The organism is Mesorhizobium sp. B2-2-4, assembly GCF_006442375.1.
In the GTDB taxonomy this organism is placed as follows: domain Bacteria; phylum Pseudomonadota; class Alphaproteobacteria; order Rhizobiales; family Rhizobiaceae; genus Mesorhizobium.
In genome coordinates this window covers 440165-456245 of the sequence record NZ_VFWB01000002.1, presented here as the reverse complement: position 1 = coordinate 456245, position 16081 = coordinate 440165, and the positions used below count along the sequence as shown (strand labels likewise).

The window sequence follows — 16081 nt, the reverse complement described above, 5'->3', positions numbered from 1 at the left end:
AACCGACTGCCTTACCGCGAAAGACAACGCTCAAAATCAGGCTTCAGCACGGCACGTTGAAGGTGAAGTCAGCTTGCCTCGCGCATGGCTTCGGCTGCCTGCAGATCGACCGAAACGAGCTGGCTGACGCCCTGCTCGGCCATGGTCACCCCGAACAGCCGGTCCATGCGCGCCATGGTGATGGGATTGTGGGTGATGATGACGAAGCGCGTCTCGGTGGTCTTGGCCATCTCGTCCATCAGATTGCAGAAGCGTTCGACATTGTGATCGTCGAGCGGCGCATCGACTTCGTCGAGCACGCAGATCGGCGCCGGGTTGGTGAGGAACACGGCGAAGATCAGCGACATCGCCGTCAGCGCCTGCTCGCCACCGGACAGCAGCGTCATGGTCTGCGGCTTCTTGCCGGGCGGACGGGCAAGGATTTCAAGTCCTGCCTCGAGCGGATCCTCGGATTCGATCAGCTGCAATTCCGCCGTGCCGCCGCCGAAGAGATGCGAGAACAGCCGCTGGAAATGACCGTTGACCACGTCGAAAGCGGCGAGAAGCCGCTCGCGGCCTTCGCGGTTGAGGTTCTGGATCGCTTGCCTGAGCTTGCGGATCGCCTCGATGATGTCCTCGCGCTCCGAGACGATGGTCTCCAGCCGGTCCGAAAGCTCCTTCTGCTCCTCCTCGGCGCGCAAATTGACGGCGCCGAGCCGCTCGCGCTCGATCTTCAGCCTGTCGAGCTGGCGCTCGATCTCGGCCATTTCGGGCATCGGATCGTCGGCCTCCAGCCCGGTATGGCGGATGACCAGATGTGGCGGCGTGTTCAGCGTCTCCTGGATGCGCGCCTCGACCTCCAGCCGGCGCTCGTCGGCCGCGGTCAAGCGCTCCTCGGCGCGGACACGGGTCTCGCGCGCCTCGGCCAGCGACTGGATGGCGCTGGTGGCCGCCTTGTCCAGTTCGGCCTGCCTGTTCTCCGCTTCCTGCAGACGGTCGGCCGCCGCCTTGCGCAAGGTCTCGGCCTCGGTGAGCTGTGACAGCAAGGCGCGCCGCTTGGCATCGATCTCGTCGGGTGCGTCGGCCAATCTCTCGCGTTCGGCCTCGGCCTCTGCCTTGCGTTCGCCCAGCGAGGCGATCTGCGTCGAAGCGTTCTCGGCGCGCTCCAGCCAGTTGCTGCGCTCGGCGCCGATCGCATCGAGCCGGCGCGACCGCGCCTCGGCCTCCCGCCGCAACCCTTCATGGACGGCACGCGCATCGGCGAGCGTGGCGCGGTCGCGGGCGACATTGGCCGAGGATTGCTCGAGCTGTATCTGCAGGTCGCCGAGATCGGGCGCGTCCTGCAGCAGCATTTCCGCCTCGGCAAAGGCGGCCGAAGTTTCTTCATGACTGTCGACAATACGGGCGCGGGCCTCGTCCAGGGCGGCGCGCCGGCTCGCCAACTCGCCGCCGGCCTTTTCGGCTTCGGCCAGCGCGTTGCGGGCGGCGTCCAGCCCGTGCTGGGCGTCGCGTCCGGCCTGACGCGCGGCGCGCTCGGCCTCGCTGGCCTCGCGAAGCGACTGTTCGGCCTGTGCGAGCACCGCCTCGGCCTCGCGCAGCACAAGCGTCGCCTGCACCGCTTCGGCATCGAGCTCGGCCAGCCGGTTCTTTTGCGCCAGGCGTTGCGCGGCCGCGGTCGGCGCGTCGGCGCTGGCGGTCAGCCCGTCCCACCGCCACAGCGCGCCCTCAGGGCTGACCAGCCTCTGGCCGGGCGCGAGCAGCCCTTGCAGGCGGCGGCCGTCGGCGGCTTCGACAATGCCGATCTGCGCCAGCCGGCGGGCAAGCTGCGCCGGGGCACGTACCACGCTGGCCAGGCTCTTGATGCCTTCGGGAAGCGCGGCGTCATCGGCCTGGATCGCGCTCTCGCCCCAATGCACCGGGGCGCTGCGGTCGAGCGGCACGTCAAGGTCCTCGCCGAGGGCGGCGCCCAAGGCCGTCTCATAGCCGCGCTCGACGCTGATCTGTTCCAGCACGGACGGGAAGAGATCGCCGCTGGCTGCGTTCAGGATCTTGGCCAGCGTGCGGGCTTCGGTTTCGATGCGCGCCAGTTCGGCCCTGGCGTCCTGTAATGGCGGGCGGGCGGCATTTTCGGCGGCGCGCGCCTCGGCGACCGCCTGTTCGGCGGCAATCGCGCCGGCCTCGCTCTCTTCGAGCCGCGCCAGCGCGTCCTCGACCAGAAGTCGCTTCTCGGCCGGGTCGGGCAGGCCCGCGACTTTGGAGAGTATTTCCGACAATTCGCGGTCGACATCGGCGAGTTGGCGGGCGAAACGGTCCCGACGCTCGGCGGTCTCGCGCAGCGTCCGCTCGACCTGATTGCGCGAAGCGGCGGCCTCGGCCCGCTCGGCGGTAAGTGCTGCAAGCCTGGCTTCGCTCTGCGAGAGCGTCGCGGCTGCCTGTTCGAAGGCGGCGCGGGTGGTTGCTTCACGCTCGGCCGCGCCGGCATTTTCGGAGTTGAGCGCTGCTTCCTCGGCGCGCAGGCGTTCGAGGATATCCGCATTGTCGCGCACCATGCGCTCCTCGCGGGCGATGTCACCGTCGAGCTGCTGGAGCCGGCGCTCGAGTTCCGCCTGACGGGCGCGGATGCGGCCGGCTTCTTCCTCGATCTGCGATCTGGCGATCGACAGGCGCTGGAAGGCCGCGGCCGCCGCAGCTTCGGCGTCACGCAAATCGGGCAGCCGATGCGCGCCGATACCTTGCTCCCTGGCGGCCGCCATCTGGGCGGCGGCGCGGTCGCCAACCAGGGCGGTGGCGACGGCCAGCGCCGAACGTGCCTCGCCTTCCTGGGCCTTGGCCAGCGTCCAGCGCAGATGGAGCAGCGTCGCCTCGGCCTTGCGGATGTCGGCCGACAGGTTCTTGAAGCGGGAGGCCTGGCGTGCCTGGCGCTTCAGGCTTTCGATCTGGCTTTCCAGCTCGCCAACGACGTCATCCAGGCGCTCGAGGTTCTGCTCGGCGGCCTTGAGCCTGAGTTCGGCCTCGTGGCGGCGCGTATGCAGGCCGGAAATGCCGGCCGCTTCTTCCAGCAGGGCGCGGCGCGCCTGGGGCTTGGCCTGGATCAGCTCGCCGATGCGACCCTGGCCAACCATCGAGGGCGAACGCGCGCCGGTCGACTGGTCGGCGAACAGAAGCTGCACGTCCTTGGCGCGCGCTTCCTTGCCGTTGATACGGTAGAGCGAGCCCGCCTCACGCTCGATGCGGCGCGAGACCTGCAATTCGTCGGCGTCGTTGAAGGCTGCCGGCGCCGAGCGATCGCTGTTGTCGAGGAACAACGTGACCTCGGCGGTATTGCGTGCCGGGCGCGTGCCCGAGCCGGAAAAGATCACGTCGTCCATGCCGGACGCGCGCATGTTCTTGTAGGAGCTTTCGCCCATCACCCAGCGCAGCGCCTCGACAAGGTTAGACTTGCCGCAGCCGTTCGGCCCGACAATGCCCGTCAGGCCGCGTTCGATCACGAACTCGCCTGGTTCGACGAAGGATTTGAAACCGAGGAGGCGAAGGCGCGAAAACTTCATTCACGCCGCCCTGAAAGCGACTTTTGCGAAAACGCGCCGCGGGTTTGCGGCGGCGCGCAGCACGGCCAAAGGCCACGCATGCCGAAGCGCTGCCGCTTCGGCATCGCCAGGACGTCAGAGCTGAGGGTCGATGATGGCCGACATTTCCTCAATCGACATCGCCCCTTTGTAGGTCTTTCCGTTGATGAAGAAGGTCGGCGTCGAGTCGACCTTGAATTCGTCGGCGCCGCGTTTCTGGACCGCCCTCACATCGTCCAGAAGTTTCTGGTCCGTCAAGCAGGCTTCGAAGGACTCCTGTGTAAAACCGGCGAGCTTGGAGATTTGCAGCAGCGCATCCTTGGTGTTGGACACGCCCACCCAGTTCGCCTGCTGCTTGAACAGGACATCCACCATCGGGAAGTAGTTGTCCTTGGCGCAGCGCGCCAGCATGAAACCGGCCTCGGCGCTCGGATCGAACGGGAATTCGCGCAGAATATAGCGCGCCTTGCCGGTATCGATGTATTTCTTCTTCAATTCCGGAAAGGTGGTTTCGGCGAAATGCGCGCAATGCGGGCAGGTCATCGAGGCGTATTCGACGATCGTGACCTTGGCGTCGTCCTTGCCGAGTTGCTTGTCGGGCAATGCGCCGGGCTTAAGCAGTTCGGCCATGTCGACGGTGCCTTGAGCCTCCGGCGCCTTGACGGCGGCCGGCGTGGCCGATGTCGCGGGTGCGGCGGGAGCGGCAGGCTTCACATCGGCCGCCTTGGCTTCCTCACCAGAGTCGCTGCATGCCGCAAGCACGGCCACCACCGGAATGGCGGCCAGCGAAGACAGCAGGTTTCTGCGGGACAAGCTTTTGCCGAACGGAGGACGGTTCATACGAATCACCTGACAGGGGTTGGATTTTGCAACGCAAAGGCACGAAAAGGCGAGAGTTGGCGCGAATTAAGGCATCGCCGTCCCCAATCCAATCGTGAAACTTGAAGCTTATAATCACGAAATCGCGAGATTGGCGACGGTGCTATGACTTTCTTTGTCCCAGAATAGTGGCGCCGAGCCGCTCCAGAGAGGCACGCAGGCCATCGTCTTCTATCTTGCCGACGATGTGCGACAGTCTTGATTTTTCCGCCTCGTTGAGAGGCCTGACGGGTGGTTTCGGCCGCGCCTTTTCACTTAGAACCGGCTTCTGCACTATCCTGATGCGGCCGATGGCCGTGAAGCCGAGAAATGCATTGACGCGATTGATGATCTCGCCGGCCTCATGCTGCAGATGGAGCGCCGCCATGCCCTCGCAGGCGATCACCAGCACGGCCGGCTCGAACGGGTCGTCTTCGTGCAGCCGCCGAGGCCACTGGATCTTTTCAGGGCGCGAATGGCCGGCCAGGCGCGAACCGGCAATCTCTTCCCACGACTGGACCAGGCTGACCGAAATGCCCGCCCGCTTGCGCAGCACCGGGTCGAGGATCGCGGTGGCGAGATCGCTCACCGGAACGGGATTGCCGAAGGGCTTTTTCCCTGCCATGTGCGTTCTCCAGCCACCCACCTCCACTCTTCCCGGCCGAGGCCGATACGAGATCAATGGCACCGCACGAGCAGACCCGCAAGGCCATATCAGAGGACAGCAGCAGCAAAGCTGCGTCTATTGACAGCAGCAAAGCTGCGTCCAGTGACAGCAGCAGAGCTGCGCCCGGGGACAGCAGCAAAGCTGGCGATACCGCATCCCGCCTGCTCGCATGGTACGACGTACATCATCGCGAGTTGCCGTGGCGCGTGACCCCGCGCGACCATGCCCGTGGCGTGCGGCCCGATCCTTACCGGATCTGGCTGTCGGAGGTCATGCTGCAGCAGACCACGGTTGAAGCCGTGAAGGCCTATTTTCGCGCCTTTGTCGAGAAATGGCCTGATGTCGCGGCGCTGGCGGCGGCGCCCGTCGAGGACGTGATGAAAGCCTGGGCAGGGCTCGGCTACTATTCCCGTGCCCGCAACCTCAAGGCCTGTGCCGATCTGGTGGCCGGGCGCGACGGCCGGTTTCCGGATACGGAAGCCGGCTTGAAGGAATTGCCGGGCATCGGCGCCTATACTTCGGCGGCGATCGCGGCGATCGCTTTCGACCGGCCGGCTGCCGTCGTCGATGGCAATGTCGAACGTGTCGTGACCCGCCTGTTCTCCATTGCCACGCCGCTCAGCGAAGCCAAGGCCGACATTCGCGCCCGTGTCGAGCGCATGGTTCCCACGACGAGGCCCGGCGATTTCGCTCAGGCGATGATGGACCTCGGCGCCACGATCTGTACCCCGCGCCGGCCGCGCTGCATGCTTTGCCCGCTGCGCGAGGGCTGCAGCGCGGTCGTTTCAGGCGATCCTGAACAATATCCCGTGCGCCTGCCCAAGGCCGACAAACCGCTGCGGCGCGGCGCAGCCTTCGTCGCCGTGCGAAGCGACGGTGCCATTCTTCTGCGCAAACGCGCCGACAAAGGGCTGCTCGGCGGCATGACCGAGGTGCCGACGACCGGCTGGACGGCGCGGCTGGACGGCGCGACCACAGCGGCGGCCGCACCCTTTCCCGGCGACTGGCGACAAGCCGGCCGAATCGCGCATGTCTTCACCCATTTTGCGCTCGAGCTCGAAATCTTCCTCGCCCGAAGCACCGGCGAGACGCCCGCCGGGCATTTCTGGTCGCTGCCGTCGGACATTTCGGGTGAAGCGCTGCCCACTGTCATGAAAAAGGCAATCGAGGCTGCGATACCCGGCGCGACGAAAAAAGCCGTCACCGAACAGTGCAGAGAGGCCTCATGACTGAAATCCGCCACATCGTGTTCGACATCGGCAAAGTGCTGATCCACTACGACCCGAACATCCCGTTCAGCCGGCTTATTCCCGATGCCGAGGAGAGAAAGTGGTTCTTCGACAATGTCTGCACGCATGACTGGAACATCGAGCAGGACCGCGGCCGGACATGGGAAGAGGCGGAAACGCTGCTGATCGCGGACCACCCGGATCACGCGGAAAACATCCGCAATTTTCGCCGCCACTGGCACGACATGGTGCCGCATGCGTATGACGACAGCGTCGCCATCATGGTCGGTCTGATCGACAGCGGCCACGATGTCACCATGCTGACCAACTTCGCCGCCGATACGCTGGCCGAAGCGCGCAAACGCTTCGATTTTCTCAATCGTCCGCGCGGTGTCACCATTTCGGGTGAGATCGGCAAGATCAAGCCGGATCGCGACATCTACGACCATCACGTCGCCGCGTTCGAGCTCGAACCGTCCGCGACGCTGTTCATCGACGACAGCCAGAAGAATGTCGACGGCGCCAAAGCGGCCGGCTGGCAGGCAGTGCTGTTCACCGATGCCAAGACACTTCAAGCAGACCTTGAGCGGCTCGGAATCAAGGCGTGATTTGAATCGCTTCCAGTACTTCGTTGAGACTTTGAACCAACGCCAAGGCCGCGGCAATCGGCAGGGTCAGCCCCCTGCCCTTTCCATGCCGAGACGCGCGATGCGACGCAGTTCGTCGATCGGGGTCAGGCCGCCGCTGCGCTCATAGTGCCAGAAGGTCCAGCCGTTGCAGGCATCCAGGCCCTGAACTTCGGCGCCGATCTTGTGGATCGATCCGGCACTGTCGCCGATCGCCACCGTGCCATCGGCGCGAACCTTGGCCGCCCAGCGCTTCTTGGCGTCGTAGAGCGTAGCACCGGGCGTCACCAGCCCGGTGTCGATCAGGCTGACGAAGGCGACGCGAGGCTCGGCGCGCTTGCCAGTGAGCAGGGTCAGGTCCGCGCCGTCGAGCGGCCGCACCGCGTCGATGCGTTCATTGGCGGCGTCGATATAGGCCTGCTCGCGCTCTATGCCGACAAAATGCCTGCCAAGGCGCTTGGCCACCGCGCCTGTCGTGCCGGAGCCGAAGAAGGGATCGAGCACGACGTCGCCGGGCTTGGTCGAGGCCATCATGACGCGGGCGAGCAGCGCCTCCGGCTTCTGCGTCGGGTGCAGTTTATCGCCATTGTCGTTCTTCAGCCGCTCGCCACCGGTGCAGATCGGGAACAGCCAGTCGGAACGCATCTGTATGTCGTCGTTCGACGCCTTCAACGCTTCGTAGTTGAAGGTATAGCCCTTGCCCTTCTGGTCGCGGGAGGCCCAGATCATCGTCTCATGCGCGTTCTGGAAGCGGCGGCCGCGAAAATTCGGCATCGGGTTGGTCTTGCGCCATACGACGTCGTTGAGGATCCAGAAGCCGAGGTCCTGCATCTTGGCCCCGACCCGGAAGATGTTGTGATAGGAGCCGATGACCCAGATGGTGCCGTTGGGCTTCAGCACCCGGCGCGCGGCCAGCAGCCAGGCGCGCGTGAAGGCATCGTAGGCCTCGAAGCTCTCGAACCGATCCCAGTCGTCGTCGACCGCGTCGACCTTGGATTGGTCGGGCCGGTGCAGGTCGCCGTCGAGCTGCAGATTGTAGGGCGGATCGGCGAAGATGACGTCGATGCATTTTTCGGGCAGCCGGTCGAGCGCCGCGACGCAGTCGCCCTTCAGGATCGTGTCCAGCCATTCGGATTGCTGGGGAGCATGGGAAAGCTCGTCGACAAGACGCACGGCTGACATTTTTACACCCAAGGCACGCGTTACTGTTTACTCCCGGTTATGGTTACCGATCAGCGTAAATATTCGGTGAAGGGCAGCGATCGGACGCCGCCGGTTTGCGCCGACGTGCCCGTTGGTGTATGCCGCGCCGCCTGAAGCCTGCCCGTTCTCATTGCCCGGATCACCATGCCCCAGCCAGACCTTGTCATCTTCGATTGCGACGGCGTGCTCGTCGATTCCGAAATCATCGCCGCGCGCGTCGAGGCCGAGCTCCTGACCTTGTCCGGGTACGAAATCTCGGCCGAGGAGATTGCCGAGACTTATGCGGGGCTGACGTTCAAGGACATTCTGATGCGGGTTGAGGAGAAGTCCAACATCCCGTTCCAGGTTTCGCTGATCGATCGCGCCGAAGAGCTGGTCGACCGGAAACTGCGCAGCGACGTTCGTGCCATCGAGGGCGTGCGCGAAGCGGTCGCCTCGGTGACGGCGCAACGTTGCATCTGCTCCAACTCACGCTCGGAGCGGATAGAATTCATGCTGGAGAAGGTGCATCTGCTGCCATTCTTTGCCGGGCGCATCTTCTCCGCGATGGAGACGCCGACCGGAAAAACCAAACCGGCTCCGGACGTGTTCCTGTTCGCCGCCGAAAAGCTCGGCGCCCATCCGGCAAACACTTTCGTCATCGAGGATTCCGTGCACGGCGTGACCGGCGCAAGGTCGGCAGGAATGCGTGTCATCGGGTTCACGGGCGCCGCCCATAGCTATCCCGGCCATGCCGATGCGCTGACGGAGGCGGGCGCCGAGACGGTGATCCGCCGCTGGGCGGATCTGAGCGGCACGCTGGCCGCCCTATCAGAATGGTCGGCGGACGTGTGAGCGTTCGCTAGGCCCCGACGAGCACCCCTGCGGATTTAGTTGGTCGCGGCGGCTTTCTTCCTGTTTTTCTTCGATTTGTCGGTCGCGGCCTTCGGCGCATTTTCATCATAGCCGGCATAGGCCTGATAGTCCTGCGCCGTCGGCGCCGGCACGACGATGTTGGAATCGGTGAAGACGAACTGCGTGGCGACCGAGGGGTCGGTAACCTGGACCTGATATTGGTGGATCTGCGAATAAAGCACCTCGGTGCCATGCATCACCGCGGTGCGGATCGGCATGGTGATGGTGCCGGGCGTGAATTTCGGCCCTGGCACGATTTTGCCCGCGACGGCGATCTTCATCGTCAGCTGTCCGTCGGCGCGGCTGCAATCGCGGGTCACGTCGCTGATCGAGGCCTGATAAATGACCCTCGCCGAATCGTCCGGCGGAGTAGCAGCGGCAGCATCGGCCGCAGCCTGGGCCGCGGCATCCTGCGCGGCGTCGCCGGTCTTCTTGAGCTTGGGCCTGGGCTTCCGGGCTTCGTTGGCGTAGGTGTTGAAGAATGCCGTGCCGTCGCGAAGCATCACCCTCGGGCAATAGGCATTCAACTGGCTGGCCAGAATCTTGGGGTCCTGCGGCGGCGGTGGCGCGGTCGGGTCCTTCTTGCCAAAACCCAGGTTCAGCATACCGTTGTCGCCTGATTGGCAGCCGGCGGCGGCAAGCATAAAGCCGGTGAGCGCAAGACCCGCGAAAAAGCGACCGCTGAATGTATGAAACGCCATGAAACTGCACTTCCCTCTCGCAAAGTTGGTGACGTATATCAACCGCGCGGCAAAAATGCGACTGAGCCAGCGTAGAAATTAACCACCTTGCGTGGGTCGAAAACCCAAGGCAGTAACGGAATTGTGACGATGCAATATGTGAGTACCCGCGGCGAGGCGCCCGCGCTTGGGTTTTGCGATGCCGTCCTGACAGGCCTGGCACGCGACGGCGGGCTCTATGTGCCGCGCCAGTGGCCGCAATTCTCGATGGCCGAGATCCGCGCCATGCGCGGCCTGGCCTATTCCGAGCTGGCCATCCGCGTGCTGTCGCCGTTTCTTGGCGACGAAATCCCGGCTCCCGTGTTCGAGCGTCTGGTGCGGGAGGCCTATGCCACCTTCCGCCACGAGGCTGTCTGCCCGCTGGTCCAGACCGGCCCCAACGCTTTTATCCTCGAACTCTTCCATGGACCTACGCTCGCCTTCAAGGACGTCGCGATGCAGTTGCTCGCCCGGCTGATGGACCATGTGCTCGCCGAACGCAACCAGCATGCCACCATCGTCGGAGCCACATCGGGCGACACCGGCGGAGCAGCGATAGACGCCTTCGCCGGGCGCAGCCGCACCGACATCTTCATTCTCTTCCCGCATGGCCGCGTGTCGCCGGTGCAGCAACGGCAGATGACGACATCGAAGGCTGAGAACGTGCATGCCCTGGCGATCGAAGGCAATTTCGACGATTGCCAGGGCATGCTCAAGGACATGTTCAACGATCACGGCTTTCGCGACCGTGTCTCGCTGTCGGGGGTGAATTCAATCAACTGGGCCCGCATCATGGCCCAGATCGTCTATTATTTCTCCTCGGCCCTGTCGCTCGGCGCGCCCGATCGCCCCGTCTCCTTCACCGCGCCCACAGGGAATTTCGGCGATATCTTTGCCGGCTACGCCGCCAAAAAAATGGGCCTGCCGATCGATCGGCTGGTCATCGCCACCAACGACAACGACATACTGGCACGCACTTTCGCGACCGGCGAATACCGCACCAAGGGCGTGTTCGCGACCACCTCGCCTTCCATGGACATTCAGGTGTCGTCGAATTTCGAGCGCCTGCTGTTCGAGGCGTCGGGCCGCGACCCGGCGACCGTGCGGCGCTACATGGCCGGGCTCAAACAATCCGGCGCCTTCACCATAGAAGCCACGGAGATCGCGGGGATGCGAGCCGAATTCGATGCCGGCCGCGCAGATATGGACGAGGTCGCCGCGACGATCCGCTCGACGCTCGCGGCCAGCAACTACCTGCTTGATCCGCATACCGCGGCAGCCGTGCATGTCGCGGCCGGCAAGGCTTCGAATGCCGTGCCGATGGTGGTGCTGGGCACTGCGCACCCAGCAAAATTCCCGGCCGCCGTCGAGGCCGCCAGCGGCGTGTCACCCGCACTGCCCGCATGGCTAGGTGGGTTGATGACATCGGAGGAAAAATACACGGTACTTCCATCCGACCTGAAAATGGTGGAAGATTACGTCAGCCGCCGTGCGCGAGCGGCGCGTTAAGGAGTACGAACCATATGGGTGTTGAGGTAAGCCGTCTGTCGAACGGCCTGACAGTCGCCACCGAAACCCTTCCAAGCATCGAATCGGTTGCCCTGGGTGCCTGGGTCAAGTCGGGTGCCCGCAATGAACGTGACGAAGAGCATGGCATGGCCCATCTGCTCGAGCACATGGCGTTCAAGGGCACAAAGCGGCGAACAGCCTTCGAGATCGCCTCGGAAATCGAGGACGTCGGCGGCGAGATCAACGCCGCCACCAGCGTCGAGACCACATCCTACTATGCCAGGGTGCTCTCCGACGACGTGCCGCTGGCCGTCGACATTCTTGCCGACATCCTGCAGGAATCGGAATTCGATCCGCAGGAGCTCGAACGCGAGCAGCACGTGATCCTGCAGGAAATCGGCGCCGCGCACGACACGCCCGATGACATCGTGTTCGACCGGTTCACCGAGACCGCCTTTCGCCACCAGACCATCGGCCGCTCGATTCTGGGCACGCCGGAAACCGTCAAATCCTTCACGTCGAAGCAATTGCACGATTTCATCGAGCGCCAATACGGCGCCGAGCGCATGGTGATCGTGGCTGCCGGCGACATCAAGCACGACAATTTCGTGCGCGAAGTGGAAAAGCAGCTCGGCGGCTTCCGCACCAAGGCCGACAACACCATCCCGCAATATGCGCAATATGTTGGCGGCGATTTCCGCGAGGACCGCGACCTGATGGACGCGCAGATCGTGCTGGGCTTCGAAGGCCGCGCCTACCATGTGCGCGATTTCTACGCCTCGCAGGTGCTGTCGATGATCCTCGGCGGCGGCATGTCGTCCAGGCTGTTCCAGGAAGTCCGCGAAAAGCGTGGCCTGTGCTATTCGGTCTATGCCTTCCACTGGGGCTTTTCCGATACCGGCATATTCGGCGTCCATGCCGCGACCGGGCAGAGCGACATCGCCGAACTGGTGCCCGTCATCATCGAGGAATTGCAGAAGGCCGGCGAGAACATCCTGCAGGAAGAGCTGGACCGGGCGCGCGCACAATACCGCGCAGGTCTGATCATGTCGGCGGAAAGTCCGGCCAGCCGCGCCTCGCAGATCGCGCGACAGCTGCTCTTGTTCGGCCGGCCGATCGCCAAGGAGGAACTGATGGAGCGGCTCTCGGCGCTGACGGTCGATCGTTTGACCGACCTGTCGTCACGGCTGTTCTCGACCAAACCGACGCTTACCGCTGTAGGGCCCGTGGGTACGCTGGCGCCATACGAAGCGATCCTCGATTCGCTTCCGGGCACGCCCACCACGGCCCGCAAGCTCGCCGTCTAAGCCCGCACAAGCGCCGTGTTCGCGCTCCCTTTCTTTCGCCGCGACCTGCCGGCACTGAAGGGCGACCGCGTGACGCTGCGCGTGCCGTTCACCAATGACTACCGGGAGTGGTCGACTGTGCGCGGCGAGAGCCGGGCATTCCTCGAACCATGGGAGCCGCGCTGGGCGCCGGACGAGCTTGACCGGGCGGCATGGCGACTGCGCATCAGCCGCTACCGCGAGGACTATGCGCAGGGAACCGCGATCGCCTTCTTCATATTCGAGAAGTCGAGCGGCAGGTTGGCTGGCGGAATTACGCTCGGCAACATACGCCACGGGGTCTCGCAGAGCGGGCATGTCGGCTACTGGATCGGCGAGCGCTTCGGCGGTCGTGGCCTGATGACCGACGCCGTCAAGGTCGTGACCCGCTTCGCCTTCGATACGCTGAGGTTGCACCGGATCGAAGCGGCCTGTATTCCCGACAATATCAGGTCGATCCGTGTGCTTGAAAAAGCCGGATTCCGGCGCGAAGGACTTCTGCGATCCTACCTCAGGATCAATGGCATCTGGCAGGACCACTACCTCTACGCCCGGATCGCGGACGATCCGCCAGGCGCTGGAACGAAGGACTGATTTTTGACGAAATTCCTGCGCAACGGGCCGCTGTTCGCCTTTGTCCTCGCGACGATCCTGACGCTGTGCGCGGCGTCCTCGGCCTTTGCCGTCGAACCGATCAAGATCGCTCGCGACGATGTCGCGCTCGATCTGTCCGGCGCCGTGGAAATCTACCGCAACCAGGGCGAAAACTTCCAGGTTTCGACCGCGCCCGGGCCCGACGGCATCGTACGACGCATCGAGGTCGAGGCCAATGACGCCCGTTCCACCGGCGACTGGGCCGTGTTCGCGCTTGCCAACACCACCGACCAGCAGCTCGATCGGCTGATCGTGGCGCCGCATTTCCGACTGGTCAATTCCGGCATCTTCTGGCCGGATCTCGGCTCGACCCGTATCGCCGCCATCACGCCCAGCGAAGGCTTTGCGCTCGACCGCCAGAGCAGCCCGGACGCCGACGTCTTCCGGGTGACGCTGAACCCGGGAACGGTGATCACCTTCATCGCCGAACTCGCCTCGCCCAAGCTGCCGCAGGTCTATCTCTGGGACCCGGAATCCTACAAGGACTCAGTCAATTCCTACACGCTGTTCCGCGGCATCGTCATCGGCATCGCCGGGCTTCTCGCGCTGTTCCTGACCATCCTGTTCGTGGTCAAGGGAACCTCCATGTTCCCTGCGACCGCAGCACTCGCCTGGGCCGTGCTTGCCTATATCTGCGTCGATTTCGGCTTCCTCAACAAGATCATCGAGATATCGCCCGGCAACGAGCAGATGTGGCGGGCGGGAACGGAGGTGGCCCTGGCGGCGACCTTCGTGGTGTTCCTGTTCGCCTATCTCAATCTCAATCGATGGCACGGCCATTTCAGCTATGGGGCGCTGGTCTGGATCCTTGGCCTGCTCTTGATCGCCGGCGTCGCCATCGTCGACCCGGCGGTTGCCGCGGGCATCGCCAGGCTGTCCTTCGCCGCCACCGCGCTGACCGGGCTCGGCCTGATCATCTTCCTCGGCATACGCGGTTATGATCGCGCGATCATGCTTGTGCCCAGTTGGGTGATGGTGCTGTTGTGGCTATGCGGATCGTGGATGGCGATAACCGGCATGCTCGACAACGACATCGCCCAGCCGGCGCTTGGCGGCGGTCTGATCCTCATCATCCTGCTGATCGGCTTCACCGTCATGCAGCATGCCTTCGCCGGAGGCGCGCTGCACCAGGGCCTGTTCTCCGACCTCGAGCGGCAGGCGCTGGCGGTGGCCGGCTCGGGCGACACGGTGTGGGACTGGGACGTGCTGCGCGACCGCGTCGTCACCAAGCCCGACGTCAGCATCCAGCTCGGCCTCGCCCCCAACAGCCTGGGGGGTGCCGCCCGCAACTGGCTGCCGGTGCTGCATGTCGATGACCGCGACACGTTCCGCACCACGCTCGACGTGGTGCTCGAGCACCGTCGCGGCAAGGTGGCGCAGAACTTCCGGTTGCGCGGCGCCGACGGCCACTATCACTGGTTTGCGCTGCGCGCGCGCCCGGTTATCGGATCGGACGGTGAGGTCATCCGCTGTGTCGGCACCATGGTTGACGTCACCGAGCAGAAAAAATCCGAGGAGAGGCTGCTGCACGACGCGGTGCACGACAACCTCACCGGCCTGCCCAATCGCGAATTGTTCATGAACCGGCTCGAGGCGATCATCTCGATCGCACGGACCGAAGAGAAGGTGCGCCCGACCGTCTTCGTCATCGACATCGACCGCTTCAAGCAGGTCAATGACGGGCTCGGCATCTCGGCCGGCGACACCATCCTGCTCACCATCGCGCGACGCCTGCACCGGCTCTTGAAGCCGAAGGACTCGCTGTCACGCTTCGCCGGCGACCAGTTCGCCTTGATGCTGCTTTCCGAGCAGGACCCGGCCCGCATCGCGGCGGTGGCGGACGCCATCAAGCATGCCATCAACGCCCCGATCACCTTTGCCAAGCGCGAGATCGTGCTGACCGCCTCGATCGGGCTGATCACCTGGACCTCGGCGCAGACCTCGGCCGAGGACATGGTCAAGGACGCCGAGCTTGCCATGCATCAGGCCAAGCGCTTCGGCGGCGACAGGATCGAACCGTTCCGCCCGGCCTTCCGCACCGTCGGCACCGATCGGCTGCAGTTCGAATCCGACCTGCGCCGTGCCATCGAACGGCGCGAATTCACGCTTGCCTACCAGCCGATCGTTCGGCTGGAAGATGGCAGCGTCGCCGGTTTCGAGGCATTGCTGCGCTGGGACCATCCGCGCCGCGGCATGATCCCGCCGGCGGATTTCATTCCGGTCGCCGAAAGCTGCGGGCTGATCGTACAGCTTGGGCTGTTCGCCATGCAGCAGGCCGCCGAGGATCTGGCGGCATGGCAAAAGCAGATCGGCGACGCGCCGCTGTCGGTTTCGGTCAACCTTTCCAGCCGCCAGCTCATCCGCCGCGACCTGGTCAGCGACGTCCGCTCCGTGATTGCGCGGGCCAATCTGAAGCCGCGCTGCTTCCGGCTCGAGCTCACGGAATCGCTGGTTATGGACAATCCCGAGCAGACTGCCCATGTGCTGACCAAGCTGAAGCAGCTCGGCATCGGCCTGTCGCTGGACGATTTCGGTACCGGCTATTCTTCGCTCGCCTATCTGACGCGCTTTCCCTTCGACACGATCAAGATCGACAAGAGTTTCGTGGACGACAGCACGCCCAAACGCGCCGTGCTGCTCAAATCCATGGTCAGCATGGCGCATGAGCTCGGCCTGTCGGTGGTCGCCGAAGGCATTTCGGACGAGCGCGACGCGCTGGAGCTGCGCCAGATGGGCTGCGAATATGTGCAGAGCTTCATGTTCGGCGCCCCGATGCCCGGGGATCAGGTGCTGAAGACGCTGAAGGAACAGTATCCGCTGACGCAGGCGTAGTTGGCTTTCACGCCGCTGGA

Annotated in this window: 12 protein-coding genes; 7 read left to right on the top strand and 5 right to left on the bottom strand. The window is 64.3% G+C overall.

Annotated features, from left to right (window positions below):
• Positions 1-68: 68 nt before the first annotated feature.
• The 3 genes from smc to FJ959_RS07290 all read right to left on the bottom strand — a co-directional run bounded on the left by smc (position 69) and on the right by FJ959_RS07290 (position 5028).
• Positions 69-3527, bottom strand: coding sequence for a chromosome segregation protein SMC (gene smc, locus FJ959_RS07300; protein ID WP_140629253.1), 3459 nt, complete (start codon positions 3525-3527; stop codon positions 69-71).
• Positions 3528-3641: 114 nt separating this feature from the next.
• Positions 3642-4385, bottom strand: a complete 744-nt coding sequence (locus FJ959_RS07295) for a DsbA family protein (protein ID WP_140494928.1) — start codon at positions 4383-4385, stop codon at positions 3642-3644.
• A gap of 142 nt (positions 4386-4527) precedes the next feature.
• Entirely contained in the window at positions 4528-5028 is a 501-nt protein-coding gene (locus FJ959_RS07290; protein WP_140494930.1) for a DUF721 domain-containing protein, read from the bottom strand.
• A 56-nt stretch (positions 5029-5084) separates the two neighbouring features.
• On the opposite strand from FJ959_RS07290, the gene mutY reads away from it, so the two are divergent.
• Entirely contained in the window at positions 5085-6299 is a 1215-nt protein-coding gene (gene mutY / locus FJ959_RS07285; protein ID WP_140629250.1) for an A/G-specific adenine glycosylase, read from the top strand.
• Positions 6296-6907, top strand: a complete 612-nt coding sequence (locus tag FJ959_RS07280; protein WP_140494934.1) for an HAD family phosphatase — start codon at positions 6296-6298, stop codon at positions 6905-6907. The genes mutY and FJ959_RS07280 overlap by 4 nt, the downstream gene beginning before the upstream one ends.
• A 66-nt stretch (positions 6908-6973) precedes the next feature.
• Here the strand turns inward: FJ959_RS07280 and FJ959_RS07275 are convergent, their stop codons facing one another.
• Positions 6974-8107 carry a site-specific DNA-methyltransferase gene (locus tag FJ959_RS07275; RefSeq protein WP_140494936.1) on the bottom strand — a complete coding sequence of 378 codons (1134 nt, stop codon included), beginning with the start codon at positions 8105-8107 and terminating at the stop codon, positions 6974-6976.
• Positions 8108-8272: 165 nt separating this feature from the next.
• Between FJ959_RS07275 and FJ959_RS07270 the strand changes: the two genes are divergently transcribed.
• Positions 8273-8962 (top strand): HAD family phosphatase, encoded by a 690-nt coding sequence (locus FJ959_RS07270; RefSeq protein ID WP_140558193.1) that lies wholly within the window; start codon positions 8273-8275, stop codon positions 8960-8962.
• A gap of 35 nt (positions 8963-8997) precedes the next feature.
• On the opposite strand, the gene FJ959_RS07265 is transcribed toward FJ959_RS07270, so the two are convergent.
• Positions 8998-9723 (bottom strand): hypothetical protein, encoded by a 726-nt coding sequence (locus tag FJ959_RS07265; protein WP_140494939.1) that lies wholly within the window; start codon positions 9721-9723, stop codon positions 8998-9000.
• Positions 9724-9852: 129 nt separating this feature from the next.
• Between FJ959_RS07265 and thrC the strand changes: the two genes are divergently transcribed.
• Genes thrC through FJ959_RS07245 form a run of 4 tightly spaced genes read left to right on the top strand, consistent with a single transcriptional unit; the run spans position 9853 to position 16061 of the window.
• Positions 9853-11250 (top strand): threonine synthase, encoded by a 1398-nt coding sequence (gene thrC / locus FJ959_RS07260; RefSeq protein WP_140629248.1) that lies wholly within the window; start codon positions 9853-9855, stop codon positions 11248-11250.
• 14 nt (positions 11251-11264) lie between these two features.
• Positions 11265-12557, top strand: a complete 1293-nt coding sequence (locus FJ959_RS07255) for a pitrilysin family protein (RefSeq protein WP_140494943.1) — start codon at positions 11265-11267, stop codon at positions 12555-12557.
• Between the two features lie 15 nt (positions 12558-12572).
• Positions 12573-13169 (top strand): GNAT family protein, encoded by a 597-nt coding sequence (locus FJ959_RS07250; RefSeq protein WP_140494945.1) that lies wholly within the window; start codon positions 12573-12575, stop codon positions 13167-13169.
• A gap of 3 nt (positions 13170-13172) precedes the next feature.
• Positions 13173-16061 (top strand): EAL domain-containing protein, encoded by a 2889-nt coding sequence (locus tag FJ959_RS07245; RefSeq protein WP_140514838.1) that lies wholly within the window; start codon positions 13173-13175, stop codon positions 16059-16061.
• The last annotated feature ends 20 nt before the right edge of the window (positions 16062-16081 follow it).